At 63.7% G+C, this 24,067-nt stretch carries 21 protein-coding genes; 10 read left to right on the top strand and 11 right to left on the bottom strand.

Features of this window, described 5'->3' with window-relative positions; all coding sequences use genetic code 11:
• Positions 1-16: 16 nt before the first annotated feature.
• Positions 17-1,714 (top strand): S9 family peptidase, encoded by a 1,698-nt coding sequence (locus tag GSQ90_RS26310; protein WP_158817920.1) that lies wholly within the window; start codon positions 17-19, stop codon positions 1,712-1,714.
• A gap of 726 nt (positions 1,715-2,440) precedes the next feature.
• Here the strand turns inward: GSQ90_RS26310 and queC are convergent.
• A complete protein-coding gene (gene queC, locus GSQ90_RS26305) occupies positions 2,441-3,169 on the bottom strand; it encodes a 7-cyano-7-deazaguanine synthase QueC (RefSeq protein WP_158817919.1) in 729 nt (242 codons plus the stop codon).
• Between the two features lie 8 nt (positions 3,170-3,177).
• On the bottom strand, positions 3,178-3,546 hold the full coding sequence (locus GSQ90_RS26300; protein WP_158817918.1) for a hypothetical protein: 369 nt from the start codon (positions 3,544-3,546) through the stop codon (positions 3,178-3,180).
• A 335-nt stretch (positions 3,547-3,881) separates the two neighbouring features.
• Here GSQ90_RS26300 and GSQ90_RS26295 point away from each other — a divergent pair, with 335 nt between their 5' ends.
• Positions 3,882-4,307, top strand: a complete 426-nt coding sequence (locus tag GSQ90_RS26295; RefSeq protein WP_158817917.1) for an endonuclease domain-containing protein — start codon at positions 3,882-3,884, stop codon at positions 4,305-4,307.
• A gap of 215 nt (positions 4,308-4,522) precedes the next feature.
• On the opposite strand, the gene GSQ90_RS32570 is transcribed toward GSQ90_RS26295, so the two are convergent.
• Positions 4,523-4,933, bottom strand: coding sequence for a type II toxin-antitoxin system VapC family toxin (locus GSQ90_RS32570; protein ID WP_246731787.1), 411 nt, complete (start codon positions 4,931-4,933; stop codon positions 4,523-4,525).
• Here GSQ90_RS32570 and GSQ90_RS26285 point away from each other — a divergent pair.
• Positions 4,886-5,446: a hypothetical protein gene (locus tag GSQ90_RS26285; protein WP_158817916.1), complete on the top strand. Its 561-nt coding sequence runs from the start codon at positions 4,886-4,888 to the stop codon at positions 5,444-5,446. The two genes, GSQ90_RS32570 and GSQ90_RS26285, sit on opposite strands and share 48 nt — an antisense overlap.
• Before the next feature lie 193 nt (positions 5,447-5,639).
• On the opposite strand, the gene GSQ90_RS26280 is transcribed toward GSQ90_RS26285, so the two are convergent.
• Entirely contained in the window at positions 5,640-5,972 is a 333-nt protein-coding gene (locus GSQ90_RS26280) for a hypothetical protein (protein ID WP_246731786.1), read from the bottom strand.
• 199 nt (positions 5,973-6,171) lie between these two features.
• Between GSQ90_RS26280 and GSQ90_RS26275 the strand changes: the two genes are divergently transcribed.
• The 6 genes from GSQ90_RS26275 (at position 6,172) to GSQ90_RS26250 (ending at position 13,216) form a co-directional block, all read left to right on the top strand.
• Positions 6,172-6,639 carry a MarR family winged helix-turn-helix transcriptional regulator gene (locus GSQ90_RS26275; protein WP_158817915.1) on the top strand — a complete coding sequence of 156 codons (468 nt, stop codon included), beginning with the start codon at positions 6,172-6,174 and terminating at the stop codon, positions 6,637-6,639.
• A complete protein-coding gene (locus GSQ90_RS26270; RefSeq protein WP_158817914.1) occupies positions 6,632-7,882 on the top strand; it encodes an HlyD family secretion protein in 1,251 nt (416 codons plus the stop codon). The genes GSQ90_RS26275 and GSQ90_RS26270 overlap by 8 nt, the downstream gene beginning before the upstream one ends.
• On the top strand, positions 7,875-9,422 hold the full coding sequence (locus GSQ90_RS26265; RefSeq protein ID WP_158817913.1) for a DHA2 family efflux MFS transporter permease subunit: 1,548 nt from the start codon (positions 7,875-7,877) through the stop codon (positions 9,420-9,422). Before GSQ90_RS26270 ends, GSQ90_RS26265 begins: the two co-directional genes overlap by 8 nt.
• 46 nt (positions 9,423-9,468) lie before the next feature.
• Positions 9,469-10,692 (top strand): multidrug effflux MFS transporter, encoded by a 1,224-nt coding sequence (locus tag GSQ90_RS26260; protein WP_246731785.1) that lies wholly within the window; start codon positions 9,469-9,471, stop codon positions 10,690-10,692.
• A 218-nt stretch (positions 10,693-10,910) separates the two neighbouring features.
• Positions 10,911-12,587, top strand: coding sequence for a 2-isopropylmalate synthase (leuA, locus tag GSQ90_RS26255; RefSeq protein ID WP_210254995.1), 1,677 nt, complete (start codon positions 10,911-10,913; stop codon positions 12,585-12,587).
• 158 nt (positions 12,588-12,745) lie between these two features.
• On the top strand, positions 12,746-13,216 hold the full coding sequence (locus GSQ90_RS26250; protein ID WP_246731784.1) for a DUF6314 family protein: 471 nt from the start codon (positions 12,746-12,748) through the stop codon (positions 13,214-13,216).
• Between the two features lie 179 nt (positions 13,217-13,395).
• Here the strand turns inward: GSQ90_RS26250 and GSQ90_RS26245 are convergent, their stop codons facing one another.
• Complete coding sequence (locus tag GSQ90_RS26245) at positions 13,396-13,812, bottom strand: hypothetical protein (protein WP_158817912.1); 417 nt, start codon at positions 13,810-13,812, stop codon at positions 13,396-13,398.
• Between the two features lie 221 nt (positions 13,813-14,033).
• On the opposite strand from GSQ90_RS26245, the gene GSQ90_RS26240 reads away from it, so the two are divergent.
• Positions 14,034-14,999: a serine aminopeptidase domain-containing protein gene (locus tag GSQ90_RS26240; RefSeq protein WP_158817911.1), complete on the top strand. Its 966-nt coding sequence runs from the start codon at positions 14,034-14,036 to the stop codon at positions 14,997-14,999.
• Between the two features lie 271 nt (positions 15,000-15,270).
• On the opposite strand, the gene GSQ90_RS32735 is transcribed toward GSQ90_RS26240, so the two are convergent.
• The 6 genes from GSQ90_RS32735 to GSQ90_RS26215 form a co-directional block, all read right to left on the bottom strand.
• Complete coding sequence (locus GSQ90_RS32735) at positions 15,271-15,402, bottom strand: hypothetical protein (RefSeq protein WP_256366630.1); 132 nt, start codon at positions 15,400-15,402, stop codon at positions 15,271-15,273.
• A gap of 77 nt (positions 15,403-15,479) precedes the next feature.
• The gene (locus tag GSQ90_RS26235) at positions 15,480-17,150 is read right to left on the bottom strand and encodes an OPT/YSL family transporter (RefSeq protein ID WP_158817910.1); all 1,671 of its coding nucleotides are present in this window, start codon (positions 17,148-17,150) and stop codon (positions 15,480-15,482) included.
• 54 nt (positions 17,151-17,204) lie between these two features.
• The gene (locus GSQ90_RS26230; RefSeq protein ID WP_158817909.1) at positions 17,205-21,053 is read right to left on the bottom strand and encodes a hydantoinase B/oxoprolinase family protein; all 3,849 of its coding nucleotides are present in this window, start codon (positions 21,051-21,053) and stop codon (positions 17,205-17,207) included.
• Positions 21,050-21,835, bottom strand: coding sequence for an IclR family transcriptional regulator (locus GSQ90_RS26225; RefSeq protein WP_158817908.1), 786 nt, complete (start codon positions 21,833-21,835; stop codon positions 21,050-21,052). The genes GSQ90_RS26230 and GSQ90_RS26225 overlap by 4 nt, the downstream gene beginning before the upstream one ends.
• Before the next feature lie 161 nt (positions 21,836-21,996).
• Positions 21,997-22,950 carry a hypothetical protein gene (locus tag GSQ90_RS26220; protein WP_158817907.1) on the bottom strand — a complete coding sequence of 318 codons (954 nt, stop codon included), beginning with the start codon at positions 22,948-22,950 and terminating at the stop codon, positions 21,997-21,999.
• Between the two features lie 45 nt (positions 22,951-22,995).
• Positions 22,996-24,033, bottom strand: a complete 1,038-nt coding sequence (locus GSQ90_RS26215; RefSeq protein ID WP_158817906.1) for a 2OG-Fe(II) oxygenase — start codon at positions 24,031-24,033, stop codon at positions 22,996-22,998.
• Positions 24,034-24,067 lie beyond the last annotated feature (34 nt).

The raw sequence follows: 24,067 nt of genomic DNA, 5'->3' as shown, positions 1-24,067 counted from the left end.
AACCAGGGGGAAATTCATGCTCAAGGGCTGGAAGCTGTTCATCATCGGATGCGTCGTCATTCTCGCCGGCGCCATCCTCGCCCATTGCGTCCAGACTGCGGACGGGGTGAAGGTTCGCGACGTGCGCTTCGCCGCGTCGAATGGCGTCATCATGAGCGCCCTGCTCTATCAGCCCGCCACCGCCACCGCCAAGACGCCGGCGCCGGGCATTCTCGCCGTTCACGGCTATATCAATTCGCGCGAAACCCAGGATGGCTTCGCCATCGAATTCGCGCGGCGCGGCTATGTCGTGCTGGCGCTCGACCAGCGCGGCCATGGCTATAGCGACGGGCCCGCTTTCGCCGACGGCTTTGGCGGCCCGGCCGGCCTCGCCTATCTGCGCGGGCTCGACATTGTCGACAAGGACAATATCGGCCTCGAAGGCCATAGCATGGGCGGCTGGACGGTGTTGGCCGCCGCGATCACGGCGCCCAATGATTACAAAGCGATGGTGCTGGCGGGATCGAGCACCGGCAAGCCATTCGCCGCCGAGGGAACGCCGACATGGCCGCGCAATCTCGCGCTGATCGAGGGCCAGTATGACGAATTCTCCAAGCTGATGTGGGATGTCGACAGCGCCGCCGACGTACCGCAATCGCCCAAGCTCGAAGCCTTGTTTGGGACCGACAAGCCGGTCGAGGTCGGCAAGCTCTATGGCGCGATCGACGCGGGCAATGCGCGCGTGCTTTATCAGCCCGCGATCACCCATACCGGCGAGCATATTTCGACCCAATCGATCGGCGACGCCGTCGACTGGTTCGCGCAGAATCTGAAGGGCGGCGTCGCGCGGCCGGTCTCCGATCAGATCTGGTATTTCAAGGAGCTCGGCACGCTGATCAGCCTGATCGGCTTTGTCGCCTTGCTGCTCGGCGCGTTCGAAGCCGCGCTGACGCTGCCCGTCTTCGCGAGCCTTGCGCATGCGCCCTCGCCGGTTCGCGACTCGCGCGGCGGCGGCTGGTGGCTCGCCTTCATCCTTGCGACCCTCCTGCCCGCCATCCTCTATTTCCCGGCGGTGGCGGTGGGCTATGCGCAGCTTACGCCGGCGCCCTTCATGCCGCAGCACATCACCAATTGCATCGTGCTCTGGGCGGTCGCCACGGCTGTGGTCTCGCTGATCCTGTCGCTGTTCACGGGCGGGCGCGGCGCAAAGTTCGACAACGACTGGCTGCGCGCGCTTTGCGCCGCCATCGTCGCCGTGCTCGTCGGCTATGGCGCGCTGGCGATCGCGCAAAGCGCGTTCCTCGTCGATTTTCGCTTCTATCTCGTCGGCGTGAAATTGATGAGCGTCGAGCAGATGAAAATCTTCGCGATCTATATCCTGCCGCTGACCTTCTTCTGCCTCATCGCGATGCGCTCGCTGCATGCCTCGCTCGGCGTCGCGGGCGCCGGCGGCTTCGCGCAATATGCGACGAATATTCTCGGGCTGGTCGGCGGCTTCGCGCTGATGATCGCGCTCGTCTACGCCGCATTGTTCCTGTCGGGCCATCTGCCCTCCGGCGACATCGCGCTGTTTGCGATCGTCGGCATCCAGTTCGTCCCCATCCTGACGATCCTCGCCATCATCGCGACCTTCGCCTATCGCCGCACCAATTCCTATGTCCCCGGCGCGTTCATCTGCGCTTTGTTCGTGACATGGTACATCGTGGCGGGACAGGCGACGCAGGCGGTGATGTAGGGCGAGACGGCGGTCGTGAGCAATGACGCTGTAACCCGCGTCATTGCGAGGGAGCGAAGCGACGAAGCAATCCAGACTGAGGCTCTGATGGCCCTCGTCTGGATCGCTTCGCTGCCGCTCGCGATGACGACATCCGCTTCTTTAGGCGGGTTGAATGCACCGTAACTATATTTTGCGAAAATCCGCCTTGTCCTGATGGTTTTCTGGCCCTGCGGGGGTGAACAAGCCGATGCCCATTCGTAGTGGCTCCAGCAAGCGAAGGCGGCGTGACCGAATTGACATGTTGTCAGTGCGTATAATACCTTCCATTGACGCGTAGAAGGTATCGCCTTTTAATTTGACGCGTGGCCGGGGGGCTTACATGAATATTATAACAAATTTGGTAGCCGCTAGATTAGGTGCGCTAGCGCTCGTTTTCCTGGTCGGCTCGGGCGAGTTCACTTCTGCGTCCGCGCTTCAAATTGATCCGCAGTGTGCGCAGATGCGAAACAAAATCGGATGCACCTGCGCGTTGCAGAACGGCGGCTGGGTAAAGCCCGTCCACGGTGAAATGAGATGGAACTTCAATCACCGCGCCATAGATTTGATCGAAAGTTGTTCAAAGGCTGCTGGCGGAAATGCACAGCCATAGATGTTTGAAGCCAGCGTTAGATTGCGGCTAAGGTTTGTTTGCCTAACCAAGCACGGCCATGACGGCTGGGAATTACAAATTAGCGCGGCCAACGATCACTCTTTTGGCGTCCTGGTACGCGCTCCCGCCTCGTACCTTCCCCACCCCGCCGCGCGCAACGCGCAAGCCGGGCACGCGCCGCAGCCGTAGCCCCAGGCGTGGAGCGTCGAGCGGTCGCCATTGTAGCAGGTATGCGTGTCCTCAATGATCCGGTCGATCAGAAGCTGCCCGCCCAGCCTCTCCGCCATCGCCCATGTCGCGGCCTTGTCGATGGCCATCAGCGGGGTATGCACGACGAAGCGCGTCTCCATGCCGAGGTTGAGCGCGATCTGCATCGCCTTGATCGTGTCGTCGCGGCAGTCGGGATAGCCGGAATAATCGGTCTCGCAGACGCCCGTCACCAGATGTTTGACGCCGCGCCGATAGGCGATGGCGGCGGCGAAGGTGAGGAACAGCAGATTGCGTCCGGGCACGAAGGAATTGGGCAGGCCATTGGCCTGCATCGCGATCGCGACGTCGCGCGTCAGCGACGTCTCGCTGACCTGCGCCAAGGCGGCGATATCGACGACATGATCGTCTCCAAGCTTTGGCGCCCAATGGGGGAAATCGCGGCGCAGCGCGGCGAGCACGACGAGCCGCGCCTCCAGTTCGACGCGATGGCGCTGTCCATAATCGAAGCCGACGGTCTCGACGCGCTCGAAGCGTTCGAGCGCCCAGGCGAGGCAGGTCGTCGAATCCTGCCCGCCCGAGAACAGGACCAAAGCATGCGTTTCGTTCAGCGTCATCGCGCCGTTCACTCCAGGAGATAGGCGATGAACAGAAGCGACAGAATGCCGTCCGTGATCACCAGGCCGGTCAGCGCCAGCGTGCGCTTCATCGGCCCGAACAGAAACAACACGATCATGCCGAGCTTGTCGATGATGGCGGCCGTCATGATCGCGGGGCGCGCAGCCGGGACATAGCCGCAATAGACGGTGAGGGCGTAGAGCACGACGACCATCACGCCCCAATGGCGCACCAGCGAGATCACCACGCCGTCGGCGCTGGTCGTCCCGAAACCCAATTCCAACGTCAGCCGGGGGAACAGAAACACGCCAACGCCGGCGAGCGACGCCACCGTCCCCGACACGATCAACAGCCATGACATAGACGATGCGAGCATTGGCGATCCCCCCGGATTTCGATTCGCCTGGCGCTGCGCCGCGGCGCGGAGAAGATGCGCCTTTGGTTGGGGGAATTCACGGGGGCAAAACGTCACGGCGGGGGTTCGCGCCAGCGGCGCCGACTGAAGGGCTGGTCATGCGCGGCTTGTGGTCGTGGGCGGACGTGACAGGGCTACGGTGGTCTCGCTGAGGAAATTGGCGTACGGCTGGGAGAGCCGGGATAGCGACCGACTGAGGCAAATGGCTCTTCAGCGGGCATAGATTTGGGCGATAAGGTTGGAGCGCGGGAATCCCCTCCCCCCTTGTGGGGGAGGGTTAGGGAGGGGGGTCGCGCATGCCCAACCGATTGAAGCCGATTGCGCGCAGGCTCAGGACAAACGCGACCAGCGCCGAGCGGCGCCTTTGGAACGGCGTCAGACGCCAACAGATCGGCGGCTTCAGGTTTCGGCGCCAGGTCATCCTCAAGGGCTTCGTGGTGGACTTCGCGTGCCACGAGGCGCGACTGGTCGTCGAAGTCGACGGCGCTACACACTCGACCGATGCGGAGCGGGCGCGCGACGCGTTGCGCTCTGCCGCATTAAGCTCGCAGGGCTACGACGTTCTGCGATTTACGAATGACGAGATTTTCCAGAATATCGACGGCGCGCTGGAGACTATTCGATTGAAGCTGATTGAACTGCGTCCGCGCCTGCGGGACGATGCCTTCGAGGGCGGCGCGACCCCCCTCCCTAACCCTCCCCCACAAGGGGGGAGGGAATAGCGGCGACATCGCAGAAATCTCAACCGGACAGCCGTGGATGCGTCTCGTCCATCCGCGCGAGCCTCATATGCCGCAAGCGAGGACAAATCCTTCGAGGGTGAAACGCGCTCCGCCATGCGAAACGATGGATCGCCCCCGATCGTTTCGATCAAAAGTCATCGGCATCGAAAATCGCGCTGACGATGCGATGCGGCCGGCATAGCGCGCCGCCAGAATCAGCGCTCCGCGTCGTTGATATCGGTTTGCAGGAAGTCTTCGCCCTTGAATAACAGCGGCGCGTTCTGGGCGCGCGCGCAGGCATAGGCGAAGCAGTCTCCCATGTTCAATTGCGCCGCTTCGCTCACCAAAACACCATGGCGGGCCAAACGCCATCGGCGCGCGCAGGGGTCAAGGCGCGCGTAGCGCCCGCGAAGCGGCTTGGCCTTGACGCCGAGCACGGCGATGGCATTCGAATGTCTATGATTTTTGAAACAACAGCTAACGCCATAAGAGCGAACAAAATCTTTCTGAAAATCAGTATTCCTGCTATCCTTACCTTCCACCGCCTTCCCAAAAGGCGCAAATGAAGGAGTCCGCTCTTGAACGCAGCCACGCTCACTGCCCAAAAACCCAAGCTCACGGCGCATGACCACGCTATCCGCCGCGATCGCATTTTTGCGCGCATGCTGGAGGGGCAATCTTATCAGGAGATCGCCGCCGCCGAGGCGATCACGCCGCGGCGGGTGCGCCAGATCATTCAGGCCGCGCTGCAAAAGGACAATGTCGATCCCCAAACCGACTTCATTCTGGTGCAGATCGCCAGGCTCGAAGCCGCCTTGCGGGTGATCGAGCAGAAGGTGGCGGAGGGGAAGCTCAGCGCGGTCGACCGGCTGGTCAAGGTGCTGGAGAAACTCGATCGCTACCACGCCCAGTGCGAGCCTCCTTTGTCGCTCGCCCGACGCGATCGCTGGGAAAGCGCCGGCATGCTCGCCGGCGTCGACCGCATCGCCGCCACCCGCGAAGCGGTCGCTGGAAGGCTGGCGGCGGGGCGTTTGGGAGCGGAAAATTCGATCGGGAAGGTCGATGGGGGTCAAACGCCTGAAATCGCTCGATTCGCGGAAACGAGCGCCCTTCCGGGCGCGCTGGAATCAAAGGCTTAGCGCGGGTTTTTGGCGGCCGGGAAGGGTCTTTCGGGCGCGGGGGCTATTCCGGGGAAGGACAGATTGACGGCGCTCTGGCGGAGCGGCCCACCGGCCTCCCCGCTTCTTCCGCCGCAGCTCATCGCAATAGACGATCGCGATGATCGGGAGGCCTGCCATGATTTTCTACCGAAAGACGCGCCGAGCGAGACCGTCAAGGCGGGGTCCGCTTGCCCTGGCAGAGCACGATCGGTCCGGACATGGCGTGCGAGAACCCGCCGCCTTCATAAACCTGGACGTTCGAGGAGCCCGGCGGCAGCAGAAAAGACCCTGAAACCACCTGCGTTTGGTTCGCAAGCGTCGCCAGCGCCCAACTGAAAGTGCACAATTGAGCCGGCGCCTTCGGGTCGGTATGGCTGCAAAGCAATTGGGCGCCGCTCAACAGAGCCGCGCCGCCGCAGCTCACCACGGTTTTCGCAATGGCCGGGCCGCCGGTCGTCAGCGCCGCGCTTATGCACAACATTTGAGCCAGAAGACGCCTAGCCATTTTCGTTCTCTCTTCTACCGCTGCCGCGCGATCCCAGGCGTTCTAAGCCGAACCGCACCGCTCCGGATCATGTTCACTGAAAATTTATTGCAGTGCGGCATCGCGCCTCTTGCGGCGCCCCGGCATGCTTGTTATATGGGCCGTGATAATAAGCTGACTTATGATTGTCAACTTCTTAACGCGGCTCTCAAAACGATCCATGAACGACCTGCATCCAACCCTCGGCTTTTTGCTGCACGACGTCGCGCGTCTGTTGCGCAAGCGCTTCGAACAGCGCGCCAGAAATCTCGGCTTCACCCGCTCGCAGTGGCAAGCGATCGTCTACCTATCAAGGAATGAAGGCATCCATCAGGCGGGCCTCGCCGAATTGCTTGAGATTGAACCGATCACGCTGGTGCGCATTCTCGATAAGCTCGCCGAGCGCGACCTGATCGAGCGCCGCCAGCATCCGACCGACCGGCGCACCTGGCTGCTGTTCCTGAAGGAGGCGGCGCGGCCTTTGCTCGCCGCCATGCAGCCGATCGGCGAAGCGACGCGCGCGGAGGCGCTTGACGGCGTTTCCGAGGCGGATCGCAGCCAGCTTCTTCAGACGCTGACCCAAATGAAAACAAACTTGATGGCGGCCACGCGAGCGCCGGTCGCCGAGAAGGAAGCATATTATGGCTGAGATTCACCGCGTCCCCGCGGAAGTGGCCGGCCCTGCCGGCGATCCGACAGCGCCGACGCGGCTTGACGCCGTGCGCGAACTGAGGAAGCCCACCCCCGAAGCGGAGGCGCCCGCCGCGCCCAAGGCGCCGCCCGCTGAAAAGGCCGCCGGTCCCGCAGCGCCGACCGCTCCTGCGCGCCAGCCCAAGCGCGGGCTGACGCGCCCCTTATTGTTCGCTCTTCTGCCGATCGCTTTGGTCGCGGGCGGCTATTTTTACGTGACGGGCGGTCAGATCATGTCGACCGACAACGCCTATATCCAGGCCGATACGGTCGGCGTCTCGACCGATGTGCCCGGAACCGTCGTGGCGATCGAAGTCCATGACAATGAACCGGTGAAAAAAGGCCAGGTGCTCTATCGGCTGAGACAGGACACATTCCAGATCGCCCTGGACGGCGCCAAAGCCCAGCTTGGCACCGTCCACGATCAGGTCCTGACGCTGCAGGCGAGCTACAAGCTGGCCCTTGCGCAAATCGAGCAGGCCCAGGCCGACCTCCCCTATTATCAGACCGTCTTCAAGCGGCAGCAGGATCTGATGACGACCGGCGCCGGGACAAAGGCGGCTTTCGATCAGGCCCAGCATGATCTTGAAGCCACCAAACAGAGGGTCGCCGTGGCGAAAGGCCAGGCGGACACCGCGCTGGCCCAGCTCAGCGGCGACGCCGATCAGCCGATCGAGAAAAATTCTTTCTATCTGCAAGCCAAGTCGGGCGTTGACAATGCGCAGCGCGATTTCAACGATACCGTCGTCAGGGCGCCGTTCGACGGCATTGTCACGAATGTCGACGCGATTCAGATCGGCTCCTATCTGCAGGCCTCCCAGCAGGCTTTCAGCCTCGTTTCGACATCCCAGATGTGGGTTGGAGCGAGCCCCAAGGAAACCGAATTGACCTACGTCCGGCCCGGTCAATCGGCGACGATCAGCGTCGACACCTATCCGGGCCTCGAATGGAAAGGCGTCGTCGACAGCATCAGTCCGGCGTCCGGCTCGAGCTTCTCCCTGCTGCCGGCCCAGAACACCACCGGCAATTGGGTCAAGGTCGTCCAGCGCATCCCCATGCGCGTGCGCATCGAAGACATGGCCGGCAAGCCGCCGCTTCGCGTCGGCATGAGCGTCACGGTCGACGTCGACACCGGCCATGCGCGCGGTCTGCCCGATTTCGTCAACAAATGGCTCGGCCGCGACGAGAAGCCCCATGGCTGATCCCGCCGCCTCGGCTCCCGCGCCGAAGGTCGCCAACCGGGGCGCGATCACCGCCTGTGTGATTCTCGCCGTGATCATGCAGGCGCTCGACACCACCATCGCCAATGTGGCGCTGCCCTATATCCAGGGCAGCGTTTCGGCGAGTTCCGACCAGATCAATTGGGTGCTGACCTCCTACATCGTCGCCGCCGCCATCATGACGCCGCCGTCGGGCTTCCTTGCCGGTCGGTTCGGGCGCAAGCGCGTCCTGCTGACGGCGATCGCCGGCTTCGTCGTCGCCTCCGTTTTGTGCGGGCTGTCGCAATCGCTGGACCAGATCGTCGTGTTCCGGTTGATGCAAGGCCTGTTCGGCGCGGCGCTTGTGCCGCTGTCGCAGGGTTTTCTGCTCGATATGTACAGCGTCGAAGAGCGCGGATCGGCGATGGCTTTGTTTGGCGTGTCGGTGATGGTCGGGCCGGTGCTTGGCCCGGTGATCGGCGGCTGGCTGACCGACAACATTAGCTGGCGCTGGGTGTTTTACATCAACGTGCCGATCGGCGCGCTGGCCTTTGCCGGCATCAGCATATTCGTCCTCGAAACCAAGAAGGACCTGGGCGCCAAGCTCGACTGGCTCGGCTTCGCCGCGCTCAGCGTCGGCATCGGCGCGCTGCAGATCTTTCTCGACCGCGGCGAACAGCTCGACTGGTTCTCGTCAGGGGAAATCATCATCGAGGCGATCATCTGCGCGGCGGCCTTCTATATTTTTCTGGTCCACACTTTCACCTCGAAACATTCCTTTGTGAATCCAAAATTGTTCCTGGATCGCAATTTCGCGCTCGCCTTCATCTTCATTTTCATCGTCGGCGTCACCTATCTCGCTTCGCTGGCGTTGATGACGCCCTATCTGCAGACCCTGATGGGCTATCCCGTCATGACGGCGGGCCTCGTCATGGGGCCGCGCGGGCTTGGCACGATGACGTGCATGTTCATCGTGGGGCGTTTGATCGGGCGCGTCGATACGCGATACCTGCTGACGCTCGGCCTCGGACTGACGGCCTGGGCGATGTGGGTGATGACGGGCTGGACGCCCGAGGTTTCGCAATGGACGATCGTTTCGGTCGGCTTCGTCCAGGGCGCCGGCCTCGGTTTTCTGTTTGTGCCGCTGACGACCGTCGCCTTCTCGACGCTGCCCGCCGCAATGCGGGGCGAGGGGACGGGCCTTTACAATCTCTCCCGCAACATCGGCTCCAGCGTCGGCATTTCGGTGGTGAGCGCGCTGCTCACGGAAAATGTCCAGGTCAACCACGCCAATATCGCCGCCTATGTGACGCCGTTCAATCACGCGTTCCATGCGCCTGCCGTGATGCACGCCCTCAATCCGCTGACGGCGGCCGGCCGCGCCGCGCTCGACAGCATGATCAGCCTGCAGGCGCTCATCATCGCTTACATCGACGATTTCAAGCTGCTGATGATCCTATCGCTTGTGGTGATGCCCCTGGTGCTGCTCTTGCGGAAGCCCGCAGTTCCCGCGGCCATCGACCATAGCGCCGTCATGGAGTAATGCGGCGGTCGTCTCCGCTCTTCGCTCGACTCGGGAAATTTGACTTGTGACCACCCATTTCATGGCTCCCGCTGTCGAGAACGTCGTCGAAGCGCCGCGCCTGCGCGTGCCTCTATGGCTGCTCGCGCTGTTCACGTTCAGCGGCACGCTGGGCATGCATATTTTCATACCCGCTTTGCCCGCCGCCGCCACGGACCTTGGCGCCGGGATCGGCGCGATGCAGATGACGGTGAGCCTTTACATATTCGGGCTCGCCGTCGGACAGCTCGTCTACGGCCCGCTTTCCGACCGTTTCGGGCGCCGGCCAGTATTGATGGCCGGACTGGCGCTTTACACGGGCGCGGGCCTCGCGGCCGCTCTGGCGCCTGGGGTCAACGCGCTGATTGCGGCGCGCCTTTTTCAAGCTCTTGGCGGCTGCGCCGGGTTGGTGCTCGGACGCGCCATAGTCCGGGACACCTCTGTTCCGCGCGAAGCAGCGCGGCGGCTCGCGCTAATGAACCTGATGGTGACGGTGGGGCCTGGCCTCGCGCCGCTCGTTGGCGGCGCTCTGGCCGCCACAACAGGATGGCGGTCCATCTTTGTTCTTCTGGGGGCGCTGGGCGTCGCGAACTTCCTCTTTGCCTGGCGCCTTCTTCCTGAGACTGGCCCATCCGCTTCGCGCGTCAAAGCCTCCGCGCTCGCCCGCGATTATTGGGGGCTCCTTCGTTCGCCCGCTTTCCTTGGCTATTCCATCGGCGGCGGCTGCGCGACAACCTCTCTCTATGCGTTCATCGCGGCCGCGCCCTTCATCTTCGTGACCCAGTTGCATCGCCCGGCCACGGAGGTCGGCGTTTATCTCGCGGTTCTGGTTTCCGGCGTGTGGCTGGGCAGCATCCTCACGAGCCGCCTTATCGCAACAATGGCGCTCGGACGGCTTTTGATCGCCGCCAACGCGCTTGGCGTTGCGGCGGCGTTCGCCCTGCTCGGCGCCGCTTTGTCGGGTCATCTCAGCGTCGTCTGGATCATCGGCGCTATGTTCGTTTTTACCGTTGGCGTCGGCATGGCCGCGCCTGCGGCTCTGACCCAGGCGATCAGCGTCAATCCGCGCGTGATCGGCTCGGCCTCGGGTCTCTACGGTTTTACGCAAATGGCGGTCGGCGCGCTGTGCACGGCTCTCGCCGGGCTCGGCCCGGACGCCGCCCTATCGACGGGGATCGTCCTGGCGGCGGCGAGCGTCATCGGGCAGATCTCGTTCTGGATCGCTTTGCGCTGGCCGGCGCGGAACTCTTAGACGCGCGATCCGCAGGTTGCTTTTCGCCGCCGTTTCTGATTATTTGCCGCCATGCGAAAGCGGCTTGAGACCCTGAACCTAGCCCTGCGACTTAGCCGCCCGGCGCTGTGAGCGCGCCGGGTCGTTTGGCTTGTCACTCGCATTGAACGGCGGCGCTTTCGGCCCTTTTTAAGGGCGATGCGGCCGCCCCGATCGTTCAGGGGTCTCTTATGACAATGATGCCTATTTCCAAATATAGCGCTTACGCGCCCGTCCATTTGCCCGACCGCCGCTGGCCGTCGCAGGTCATTTCCAAGGCGCCGATCTGGTGCTCCGTCGATCTTCGCGACGGCAATCAGGCGCTGATCGAGCCGATGGGCGTCGATCGCAAGAACCGCATGTTCGATCTCCTGGTGAACATGGGCTTCAAGGAAATTGAAGTCGCTTTTCCCTCGGCCTCGCAGACCGATTTCGATTTCGTGCGCTCCGTCATCGAAGGGGACAAGGTTCCCGACGATGTCGCGATCCAGGTGCTCACCCAATGCCGCAGCGAACTGATCGCGCGCACTTTCGAATCCGTCAAAGGCGCCAAGAAAGTCATCCTGCATTTCTATAATTCGACCTCGACCCTGCAACGCGACGTGGTGTTCCGCACCGACCGCGACGGCATCAAGGAAATCGCGACCAGCGCCGCGAGCCAAGTGATGGAGCTCGCCGCCAAGGCGCCCGAGACCGAGTTCGTCTTTCAATATTCGCCGGAAAGCTTCACCGGCACCGAACTCGAATTCGCGCTCGAAATCTGCGAGGCGGTCAAAGAGATCGTCAAGCCTACGCCGCAGCATCGGCTGATCCTCAATCTGCCCGCCACGGTGGAAATGGCGACGCCCAACGTCTATGCCGATCAGTTCGAATGGTTCGGGCGCCATATTTCCGATCGCGACAGCGTCATCCTGTCGGTGCATCCCCATAACGATCGCGGCACCGCGGTCGCAGCGGCCGAGCTCGCCTTGATGGCGGGCGCCGATCGCGTCGAGGGCACGTTGTTTGGCAATGGCGAGCGCACCGGCAATGTCGATATCGTGACGATGGCGCTCAACCTGTTCACCCAGGGCGTCGATCCCGCGCTCGATCTGCATGATGTCGACGCGATCAAACAGGTCGCCGAATTCTGCACGCAATTGCCCGTGCACCAGCGCCATCCTTACGTCGGCGAGCTCGTCTACACCGCCTTTTCCGGCTCGCATCAGGACGCGATCAAGAAGGGCTTCGAGGCGCAGGAGAAGCGCAACGAGCCTTTGTTCCAGGTGCCGTATTTGCCGATCGACCCGAAGGATGTCGGCCGCGATTACGAGGCGGTGATCCGTATCAACAGCCAGTCGGGCAAGGGCGGCCTCGCCTATATCCTGCGCGCCGATCACGGTCTCGACCTGCCGCGCTCCCTGCAGGTGGAGTTCTCGAAAATCGCGCAGGCGCAAATGGACCGTGACGGCAAGGAGCTGACCAGCGCCGACATCTGGGATCTGTTCAACCGGACCTATCTTCTTTCCGGCGCGCCGATGACGTTGCAATCGCAGCAGATGGTCCCGACCAGCCGCGAGGGCCGCGAACTCGTCGCCGTCCTCAAACGCGCGGATGGTTCGACGACGCGCATCGAGGGTAACGGCAATGGCCCGATCGACGCTTTCGTCGATGCGCTGAAAACAGCTTTCAAGATCGACTTCTCGTTCCTCGACTACCACGAGCATGCAGTCGGCCGCGGCGCCCATGCGACCGCCGCGACCTACGTCGAGCTACAGGACAGCGCCGGCGATATCATCCATGGCGTCGGCATGGACCCCAACATCGTCATGGCCTCGCTCAAAGCCGTGCTCAGCGCCGTGCTGCGCCTGCTTGCGCGGGAAGGGCGGAGCGTCTGAGACTGTCGGTTGAGGTTTTCTGAGACGTCGGCGCCTGCCTCCCCCTTCCCGCCTTATGTGCTGACAAACGCTTCGCGTTTGCGGTCGGAAGGTCGGGATGGGGGGCGCGGGGACGCCCATATCGCGCCAATCTGCGGATCATTGGGAGAAGACTGATCGTGAGCGCGCTGCGCGACGAAAATTTCCGGTCGTCCGATGTCCTGCCTCATGGCCTGGCCGGACGCTGGGCGATCGCGCGCATCTTCGAAGGCGCGGGCGCGACGCTGGAGGGCGTCGCGTCATTCTTGCCCGATGGACCCGGCGCGCTGCTCTATCGGGAGAGCGGCCAGCTCACATTGGCGGACGGCCGCGCGCTGCAAGCGGCGCGATCCTACCGCTATCGCTTCCTCGCCGGCGCCGTCGCAATCGACTTCGCCGATGGTTCCGACAAGGGCCGCCTGTTCGTGCGGCTCGCCTTCGGACCCTCAGCGACAGCGCAGGCGGAGGCGTCCGCCATCCATCATTGCGGCGCCGACGTCTACCGCGTCCTCTATCGGCTGAGCCTTCCGTCGGCGTTCGAAACCGATATCGCCGTCTCAGGCCCGAACAAGGCCTATCGCGCCATCAGCCGCTACAGAAGGCTTGGCTAAAGCAGGCTGCTTACTGACTGAATCGTCCCTCCGTCCTTGCGAGGGAGCGAAGCGACGAAGCAATCCAGACTGAGGCTTCGACAGTCTTCGTCTGAAGGGTATCCCTAGGCGAATGCAAAACATTCGTTGGGTCGCCGCTCGCAATAACGATGGGCGGCTTCACCGTAGATCTTCCCGCGCTAGATGCGGCTGTCTCCCATCACCACGAAGCGATCGAGCAAATTGACCGGAAGAATCTCGAAGCGGTCGAGCGCCAGCGTAACGCCGAGCACCGTGTCTATTTTCACGATCGTTCCATAAAGGTCCACGCGCCGCCCGCGCCGCAGGGGATGGGTTTCTGGATGGCGGTCGATGTCGATGAGCGCATAGATCGGCTGGTCGAATCTGGCGAATCGATGCCAGCCGCGCTGGGTGAAGCTGAATTGTCTGATGGGGTCTCTGTTAATATCCAGCGCGTCAAAGAAGCGCGTCTTCCAACACACTCGCATGCCGATGTAGGTCGCGGCGATGATGTCGTCCCGCTGGAGCGCCGGCGCGCGCTTAAGCGCCCGTAAAATCCGCGCCGGAGTGGGAGTTCTTAAATATGCGCCGCTCATTGTTTTCTATTTATGCAGCCACGGCCGCGCGATTGCCAGCATTGATCGAAGGGCGCCGACCCATCATGGCCGGGACAAGCCCGGCCATTCACGCGGCGCGGTTGCAAATAACTTTCGAGATTCTCGCTCGCGACCCGGCGCTCACGAAGGCGCCCTAGGCGCCTAATGACGGACAAATTTCTGCTTTATCCGGCTCGCCGATATCTCGACCGGGGCAAGCCATGCAGCGCATGATATTCGTTCTCGCCGCGATCTTCAGTTTGGCGGCGACGCTCGTTCAGGCCGCCGGCCTGGAGTCCATCGAAATTCCAGCCGACGCCGGCGGCCCGGCGATCAAGGCGCTGGTGTGGTCGCCTTGCGCGAGCGCGCCGGCGGATATCAAGCGCGGACCCTATCTCATTCCGGCCGTCCAGAATTGTCCGGTGGCTGGCGAAAAGCTGCCGCTGATCGTGATTTCGCATGGGCATGGCGGCGCCTATCTCGGACATCACGACACGGCCGAGACGCTCGCCGACGCGGGGTTCATCGTCGCAGCGCTCAACCATCCCGGCGACACGGCCTCCGATATGAGCCGCGCCGACGATATCTCGGCGTTCGTCGAACGCCCGGCCGACATCAAGCGTCTCATCGATTTCATGCTCGGCGCCTCGCCCGACGCCGCCAAGATCGACCCGCAGCGCATCGGATTTTTCGGCTTTTCGCGGGGCGGATACACCGGCCTCGTCATCGGCGGCGCCAATCCGGATTTTCTGCACGCCAACGTGCCATGCCCCGACCAGCAGGCGCGAATCTGCGCGCAGATTCTTCGCAACGATGTCCCGACGCAGACCCTGACCCATGATGCGCGCGTCAAGGCTTTCGTCATCGCCGATCCCTTGAATGTCTTCCCGACGGCCGATAGCCTGAAAGACGTCAAAGCGCCAGTGCAGCTCTGGAGCTCGCAACACGGCGGCGACGGCGTGTCGCCGGGCAGCGTCGCGGCTCTCGTGGACGTTCTACCTGCGAAACCTGATTTTCACATCGTGGCGAACGCCGCGCATTTTGCTTTCCTGACGCCCTGCCCGCCCGAATTGCTGAAGAACCAACCGGCGCTCTGCGCCGATGCCGCAGGCTTCGACCGCGCCGCCTTCCATCGGGAGTTCGATGCGCAGGTGCTCAGCTTTTTTCGCACGCGCCTCGTGGAGTAGGCCCCGCGTGCTCGATCGCCGCTGACGAGGATGCTTAGCATGATGGCTTTTGATCGAAGCGGTCGAGGGTGATCCATCATTTCGCATGGCGGAGCGTGTTTCACTGTTGAGACCTTGTCAATGATGGCCCTTCGCGCCACCGCCGAAGGCGGCGCGCTTCGCGCGTCATTGACAAGGTCTCAACAGTGAAAAAAATGCCTCCATGCGAACAATGGCTCAATAACGAAGCTGTCGCAGATATCCGTTCGTTTCAATCAATTCTCATCTCGCTCTAACCGCCCAGATACCGATCCGCCAGGACGAGGAGCAGCAAGCCGGCAAGCGTCAACGCGGCCAATGCGAGGTAGCCCGTCATCGCCTGTTGGCGCGCTTCTTCCGCGCTTTTCGTGGTGAGTTTGCTCATGCTCGCGACAATACAAGAAACGTGCCGCGCTCGTCATGCGCCGCGCGTTCGCCGCTTCTGGCGCGGGCGTTCGGCGCTCAATGCCGGAAGTTCTTGATGACGGAATCGAAGAAGCTGAAGATAGCGTCGCCGGCGATGATTCCCGCGGCGAAGACTTCCATGTCGCCCTCCCCGCCTTCGCCGTGCAGTCTCTCCCAGATCAGCCGGCAGACGATGCCTGACAGGACCGCCCAGCCCGCCATCGGGAAATTGATGAGCAGGCCGGAGGCGAACAGCACGCCGATCTGGCGCTTCGGGCCGCCGACGAATTGCAGGATCGCGCCCGGGATCGCCCAGAGGAAAAGCTGCCAGGCGACGCCGGGCGCGACGCCGGCCTTGATGGTGGCGGCATAGACCTTGTCGACCGGGGCGACCAGGTTTTGCGCGAAAAAGCTCGGGTAGGAGACAAGCACCACGAGGCCGGCGATGACGAAGGCGAACATCGCGGCATAGAGCTGCTGCTTGCGGCCCTCGCGCTCGAACGCCGGATCGGCGCCGGCGCCGCGCAGGATGTAACCGGCCTTCAGATCATAGCCCATATCGGCGAAGGCGGGTCCCGTCGCGGCGGAAAAGCCGACCAGCAGCGCCAGCGCCGGCATGGGAAAGCCGAGCAGCATGCCGATGATCAGCGTGATCAGCGCCACGGCGAAGGCCGGGAACCAGCCCGAATGCATCGCGGCGAGACCGACGATCAACTCATGAACGAAGGCCGCGAAGGCGGCGTAGACCACGAACAGGATCAACATGCCGACCGACAGGTCAGTCATCAGGCCGCCGATCAGCGCGATGAGAATGGCGATCGTGAGATAGGCGACGGCGCCAAGGCCGAGCGCGCGCCGCAATCCCGTATCGGTGATGCCCGACGCGGCATCCGCCTGGCTCTTCGTCTCGCTGCCCCTGAACAGCAACACGGCGACCTGCAGCAGCGCCACGATTCCGGCGCCGATCATGAAGCCGTGCGGAATATAGGCGGCCATCAGGTCGCCCTTCGGAATCATTTCGGCGAACAGCGGACCGCCGAAGAGCTGCGCCGCATAGCCGCGCAGCAGTAGGCCGATTCCGAACATCGTCAGCGCCCAGATATTGCCGATGAAGGCGACGCCGAAGGCCGACATCGGAATTCCCGTCACAGCCGTCGAGCCGGCAAAGCCGATCCAGGCCAGCGGCATTTTGACGAAGGAGACGATCACGCCGATGCCAAAACCAATCCCCATCAGCGCCGCTTTGCGTCCGCCCTCGTCGCCGGCCCTGATCGCCTCGGCGGCGGCGACGCCCGGCGGCCAGGCGCCTGTCGCGGGGAACACGCGCGAATCGAACAGGCGGTAGAGCAGATAAGCGTCGAGCAGCATGGCGACGAACGCGCCCGCCAGCATCGGCAGGACGAGATCGGACCGCCCAAGCAGGAAGGGAATGCCGATCGGCAGGAGCAGACTGTTGGCGGCGCCGAAAGTCGCCGCCGAGATCGCGCTCTGGGCGAGGTTCTGCACATGGATCGAGCGGTAGCGCCTGAATAGCGTCACCGGCACGCGCGCCAGCGCGATCGCGGCCAGCGCGCCAATCAGCGACGTATTGGCCGTGATGCCCAGCGACACCAGAAGCTGCATGCCGATGATCGCGCCAAAGACGCAAAGAATGGCGATCAGGACCAGCGTCGTCGGTTCGAACAGGCTCGGGTGGCGCCGAGGCGCCCCATCCGCTTGGTCCGTCATGCCTCAGTCCCCCAGCTTGGCCCTTATGGGCGGTGTGTTTGTCGGCGTTCTCCGTCAAGCAACAAGGGCGCCGGCCTTCGCTTCGCCGACATCCTGCGTCGCATGGCTGGACTGCGCGCCATAATCGCGCTTGGCCGCCGCGGGCGAGACGAAGCCGAGGGCGATGTCGCGGGCGATGGCTTGGCGGTCGCGCTCGGCCGCCGGGCCGTAACCGGCGCCGCCGGCCAGAACGAGTTCCACGATCTCGTTGGGATGCTTGATCTGGACGAGTTCGCCCGTGCCGACATCCTTCAAGATGTGGCCCTGCTCGTCGAGGACGCGTCCAGACGCGCCGCCGCCGGCATGGCCGCCGAACAGGCCGGGAATCGGGTTATTGACCCCTTCCGGATAGAGCGAAACCAACGTCGACAGACCGTCATCGGCAAGCTTCCGGAGCCGCACGCGCTGGCCGAGGCCGCCGCGATGGCGGCCGGCGCCGCCGGAATCAGCGACATAGGCTTTCTCCACGACAAGCACCGGAACGCGCGCCTCAAAAGTTTCGATCGAGGTGTTGGCGGCCGATGTCGGATAAAGCAGGCCGGACTTGCCGTCGCCATGGGCCGAGCCGCCCTGACCGCCGCCGACGAACAGCATGTCGGAATAGGCGCCGCCCGCCTGATCGCGGCCATAGACGTTCGCCGCCACAGGCAGACCGGTGAAAGCCTGGACCTGTTTTGGCGCGGCCTGCGACAAAGCGCGGAAAATATTGGGCGCGATGTACCAGCCGGTGCGCGTGCGCAGATTGACCGCCAGCGGCTTGTCGCAGTTCAGGATCGAGCCCTTCGGCGCATCGATGGAGAAGGCGCGATAGCAGCCGGCATTGCCGCGGACATTGGGCGTCAGCATGCATTTCAGCGGATAGGTCGCATGCGCCATCGTATAGTTCAGCGTGCAGTTCAGCCCGCCTTGCGGCAATTGCGCCGGCGCGCCGGCGAAGTCGAGATGGATCGCGTCGCCCTTGACGGTCAGCGCCAGCGGATAGGTCATTGGCGTGCCGAGCGGATTGTTCGAGACGGTTCCGTGGTAGATTCCATCCGGCAGCGCGGCGATGGCCTCGCGCATCGCCTTCTCGGAACGGTCCTGCACCACCGAGGCGAGCGCGCGCAGATCCTGCATGCCATAGTCGCTCAGGAAGGACGCCAGGCGTTCGGCGCCGATCGCATTGGCGGCGACGAAGGAATGCAGATCGCCCAGAACCTGTTCGGAATTGCGGACGTTCTCGCCGAGCAGGCGGATCAGCGTTTCGTTGACGCGGCCGGCTTCGTAGAGCTTCATCGGCGGGATCTGGAAGCCTTCCTCGTAGATCTCGCGCGCCCTGAGGCTGTCCTTGGTGCCGCCGATATCGGAGACATGGCCGACGGTGCCCATCAGGCCGACGACGCGATCGCCGAGAAAGACCGGGGTCACGACGGCGATGTCGAAGAGATGGCCGGCGCAAAGCCAGGGATCATTGGTGATCAGCACGTCGCCAGGCTTCAGCGCATTGGCGGGATAGCGCTCGAGCAGCGCCTTGACCGCGCGCGGCAGGGTCAGATTGAACACCGGCATCGCGCGCGGCGAATGCGCCAGCGTCTCGCCCTCGGGATCGAGCAGTTCGCAGGCGAAATCCTGCGCTTCCGAGATCACCAGCGAGAAGGCCGTGCGGCAGACGGTCAGCCACATCTCCTCGACGACATTGACGAGGCGGCTCCACATGATCTCCAGCGAGATCGGATCGGCCTCGATCCGGCGCACAGCCTCGGCCAGCGGCATGTCGGCGCTGATCGTGGTTTCGGCGGCGCTGGCCTGCCGGACGCTGATCAGCAGGTTGAGAACCGCGTCGATGGTGACAGTATCGCCCGGGGGCACGATGGTGGTGGCCTCGCGTTCCTCGATGATCGCGGGCCCGCTGATCGTATCGCCGGCGCGCAGGGCGTAGCGATCATAGACGGTCGCCTCGCTCCAGCCGCTCTCGAACCAGGCCTGACGAGCGCCCTTCACCTTGGCGCCGGCGTCGCCGCCGCCGACCGCCCCGGACAGCGAAAGAACCGGCGCCGGGCCGGCGCAACGGACGCGGAAATTGATCGCCTCGAGGCGCGCACCCTCGTAGACTGAGGTGTAGCGCGCGGAATAGGCGGCGGAGAATGCGGCGCGGACCGCGTCCAGGCTCGAAGCGTCGATCGCGCCGGCCGGCAGGGGCACGGCGATATCGTGCATCTGGCCGACGAGGCGCATATCGGCCGAACGCTCGACAATGATGTCGGCGAGCTTCACGCCGGCCTCGATCAGATGCTTGCGGCCCTGTATCTCCAGCGCGTTGAGCACATTGTTGACGGCCTCGGCGTCAAAACCTTCGGAGAACTCGACCGGCAGCGATTGCACCATGTCGAAGGAGAGCGGCGCGGCGAGGAAGCCTAAAGCCGAAGCCGCGCCGGAGGCCGGGGGAATGATGACCTGCCGGACGCCGAGCACCCGCGCGACATCGGCGGCATGGGCCGGGCCGGCGCCGCCAAAGCCGACCATCGCGTAGCGCCGCGGATCCTTGCCCTTCTCGACGAGATGGACGCGCGCCGCCGCGCCCATGCTCTCGACCACCACCTTATGGATGCCCCAGGCCGCTTCCTCCACGGACAGGCCGAGCGGCTCGGCGACCGAAGCCACAGCCTTGCGCGCGGCCTCAAGATCGAGCGTCATGCGGCCGCCAAGGAAGAAGCCCGGATCGTAATAGCCGAGCACGAGACAGGCGTCGGTGACGGTCGGTTTGGTTCCGCCCATGCCGTAGCAGGCCGGGCCCGGATCGGAGCCCGCCGAATGCGGCCCGACCTTCAGCAGCCCGACCTCATCGATCGCCGCGATCGAGCCGCCGCCGGCGCCAATCTCGATCATGTCGATGACGGGCGCCTTGATCGGCAGGCCGGAGCCCTTGGCGAGGCGATTGACGCGTCCCGCTTCGAGCATCGGCGCGATTTCGGCGCGGCCGTTTTCGATCATGCAGGCCTTGGCGGTGGTGCCGCCCATGTCGAAGGAGATGACATCCTTGTGGCCCGCGAGCGCGCCGAACAAAGCCGTCGCGAGACCGCCGCCGGCGGGCCCGCTTTCGAGCAGGCGGATCGGGAACGTGCGGGCGGTCTCGGGAGAGACGAGGCCGCCGGCCGAATGCATCAGGCGAAGCGCTCCGGTGAAGGAACGCGCGGCAAGCTCGCGCTCCAGTCGCTCGAGATAGCGACGCATCAACGGCTGGACATAGGCGTTCGCCGCGGTGGTGACGAAACGCTGATATTCCCAGATCTCGGCGACGACTTCGCTCGACTGCGAGACGGTGAGTTCGGGACAGGTCTCGCGGACGATCCGGCCCGCTTCCTGCTCATGGGCCGGGTTGCGATAGCTGTTCAGGAAGCAGATTGCGACCGCTTCGCAGCCCGCGGCGGCGAGTTCGCGGGCGGCGGCGCGCACCGCTGCGGCATCGAGCGCGGCGACAACCTTGCCGTCGCGGTCGATGCGCTCGGCGACTTCGAGGCGGAGCTCGCGCGAAACCAACGGCTCGGGGAAAGTCAGGAACAGGTCATAGATGTCGTAGCGCTGTTCGGTTCCCATTTCGAGGATATCGCGAAAACCGCGCGTGGTGATCAGGCCGAGCTTTGCGCCCTTGCGCTCGATCACGGCGTTGGTCACCAGCGTCGTGCCATGCACGATGTCGTCGATGTCGGCGAGCCCGATGCCCGCCATCGCGGTCAATTCGCCAAGGCCGATCAAGGCGGCCTCGGACGGATCGTGCGGGGTGGTCAGGCGCTTGTGCAGCCGGACCGACCGCTCCTGGCCGTCATAGAGGATGAAATCGGTGAAGGTTCCGCCGATATCCAAGCCGATGCGCCAGCGATTGCTCATGGAGCTGTCTCCGCGATTGAGGGTCGTATGGGGATGAAAAGCGGGTCTCGGGTCAGCGCCGCAATTTCGGCGGCGCCTTCGCTCAAGGAACGGATGATGGCGAGGCGCTCCTGCGGCGAGGCCATTGCCGCCGGGAAGGAGATGCAAAGCGCGACTTCGTCGCCGGTCGCCGGATCGCCGACCGCGACCGAAATGGCGCGCACCCCCCGGACCGCCTCGTCGTGGGATTCGGCGTAGCCCTCGCGGCGAACGCGCGCGAGCCGCGCCAGCAGTTCGTCGAGGTTCTGAGGCGCTGTGCCCGACGGAGGCACGAGGCCGTCCGGATAGAGCTGGCGAACCTCGTCGTCGGAGAGCCGCGCCAGAAGGGCCCGGCCGGTGCTGGAGGCGAAGGCGGAAATGCGGTCGCCGATCGCGGTGACGACCCTTAGCGCATGCCGCCCGGGATGGGCGGTCACGCCGATAATGTCGGCGCCGCGCCGCACGCTGATATAACCGGTGTGCCCAACCTCGTCCGATATGCGGCCGACGATGGCGTCGGCGCGGTCGATCAGCGAGGCGGCGAAACGATAGATCTGGCCGACCTGATTGAGCAACAGGGAGGGGCGATAGCGCTTGCTGGCGCCAACGGTTTCGAGCAGCCCCTCGTCGCGCATCGCCCGCAGCAGGCGGGAAGCGTTGCTCTTGGGCATTCCGAGCAAAGAAACGAGATCGGTCACGGTCACATCGTGACGCGTGCTGGAGAAGCAACGGAGCACATCGACGGCCGCCGACAGGATGGACATCCGAGTGAGTCCAATTTGTTCCATAAAATGGAACTTAGGTTCCATTAAGAGGAATATGACTGGGGGCAATAGGGGAGTCAATGGGAATCACGCAGATAGCGGACCGCGCCCGCACTTTGCGCGTGGGACGCCGTTCATCCATCGCCGTAACGCCTATTCGCTCAGGAGCTTCGCCCGGTCGCAGCGCAAGCGATGGCCTCGATTCGCCTTTCGAGAGCGTCGAAGAACGGACCGCTCCAGGCAAGATGCTTGTCGTAACGCGCGACCTGGCAATCGGCGAAGGAGATCGTCATGCCCACGAGGTCGGCCAGACGAGTTTCGATGTCGCGGCGATAGGAATCCTCGAGGCTGAGGCGATCGATATCGATGACGAGATCGCAATGCGCCTCGCCGCGCTTCCTCGCCAGCAACCGCATGAAATAGAAGATGACGTAAAGCTGGACGAGACCTGTCTGTTCCCCGAGACCTCCCTCAGGCAAGCCGCGCAAGCCGAGCGAATCCGGCAACGATGCGAGCGCCGCATGCAGCGGTGCGAAGGCGGGCTCCTCCTTATTGTGCTCGAGGATGAGCGAACCGCGCTCGAGAAAATAGACGTTGCCGCGCGCGGCCTGCCCAAGCATCGACAGAAATTGCCGCCGCGGCTCGCGGCGAATGAAGACATGCACGCCCGGCGCCTGAGCGCGGAACCATTCCACCCTCATATCGGTGCGCACGAAACCGTAAACCGGCCGCCGGCCGCGGCGCGCGGCATGTCCGGCGAGGCCGTTCAGATAGGTCTCAAGCTCCGGCAGATGAGCGTCGCAACCGGCGCAGTAACGCCCGAGGGCGAGATGAGCGGGAAAATCCCGCACGCCGCCGCCCGGATCGATCAGGGGACGAAACTCTTCGAGATAAGGCGCATCGAGCGGCGGATGATGGGCGAACGACCAGGGACGAAAACCATCGATCATCTCAGCGGTGGCGTGGGCCAAATGTTCGTTGAGCGGCTCGAAATAGCAGCAAGCGTTAGGCCGCTCGCGAAACTTGCTCCAGACATAGGTGCTGCCCGCGCGCCAGCTCGAATGAAGAAAGACAGCGTCGCGCGCCGGCGGCGACGCGGGATCACGGCTCCTCATCGCTGGCCGCCGGCGTCATCTGACCCGAAAGGCGCGTTCGGCGCTTCATGCGCCGCCTAACGCGCCGGTCTCGCCGTTAGGCCAACGCATCAAGGCGAGCCGGCGGGCCTCGCCCTCGGCATTGTGCAAGAAGGTCAGCAGCGTGTAGCGGCGCCCTTTGATGACTGGCGTCGCCTCGTGCAGCAATGAAGCGGAGAAAATGACTCCGGCGCCCCGCTCCGGCTTGTAGCGGTGCGCGTTATATTCTGGGAACAGCAGATAGCCCCCCTCGTACTCCTCCGAATTTAGATTCAAAGAGAGAGCGAATTGCCGGAATGCGACGCTGGGCGAGGAATTGTCGCGGTGGCGGCGGAAGTAGCCGCCCGTATCGTCGTAGCGTGCGATGATGATGCGATCGATATGGGATATGTCGCACTGAAACGCCTTTTTCATTTCCGGCAGGCAGATCAGCGATAAGGCCTCGAGCACGCGCTCGCCAAGCGGATTGTCGGGAGGCAGAATGTAATCCTCTCGCTTCTTCTTGCTCTCATCGATCTTGTGAATCGCATGGCCGCGCTTATCGATGCTGGCCATGCCGCCGGTCGTGTGGACGCTGCCCTCAAAATGGTCGATGAGCGCGCGACAAAAGTCGGGGCTGAAAATATTGGGGATCAGCAGGACCGGCGCTGGCATGAAGACATCGCGCGGCGCCTCGGCCGGCGCCGCTGCGACGCAGGCCAGAGCCGCCTCGGCGATGGCTTTTTCTCCGTCGCCGTCGATCGCTGCGAGCACGCGCACGTTCCGGTCTGTGACGACAACCGATGGCGCCTGGCTATCGAAGCCCCAGGCGTGGAATATTTCCGGCGGGCAGTAGACAGCTTGCAAGCTCTGCGGCGGATTGGCCATATAATCCTGCGCATAAGGACCCTGCGCGTCTATGAGCAGCAGGACATCGGCGCCGCAGCGGGCGAACTCCGCGGCATGAAGTCCAAAGGCGCCGGCGAGGGAAGCGGTCGCGGACGGCGGCAATCGCCCGGCCAGGATCAAAGCCGCTGGCCTGCCGGCCTGGGCTTCGAAGGAATAGAAGACCTGGTCGCCCGTCATCCCATAACTGAAGGGAGCGCGGTTTCCGCCTCGG

This window comes from Methylocapsa sp. S129, from assembly GCF_009765995.1.
Taxonomy (GTDB): Bacteria; Pseudomonadota; Alphaproteobacteria; order Rhizobiales; family Beijerinckiaceae; genus Roseiarcus.
This window is presented reverse-complemented; position numbering and strand designations above follow the sequence as displayed.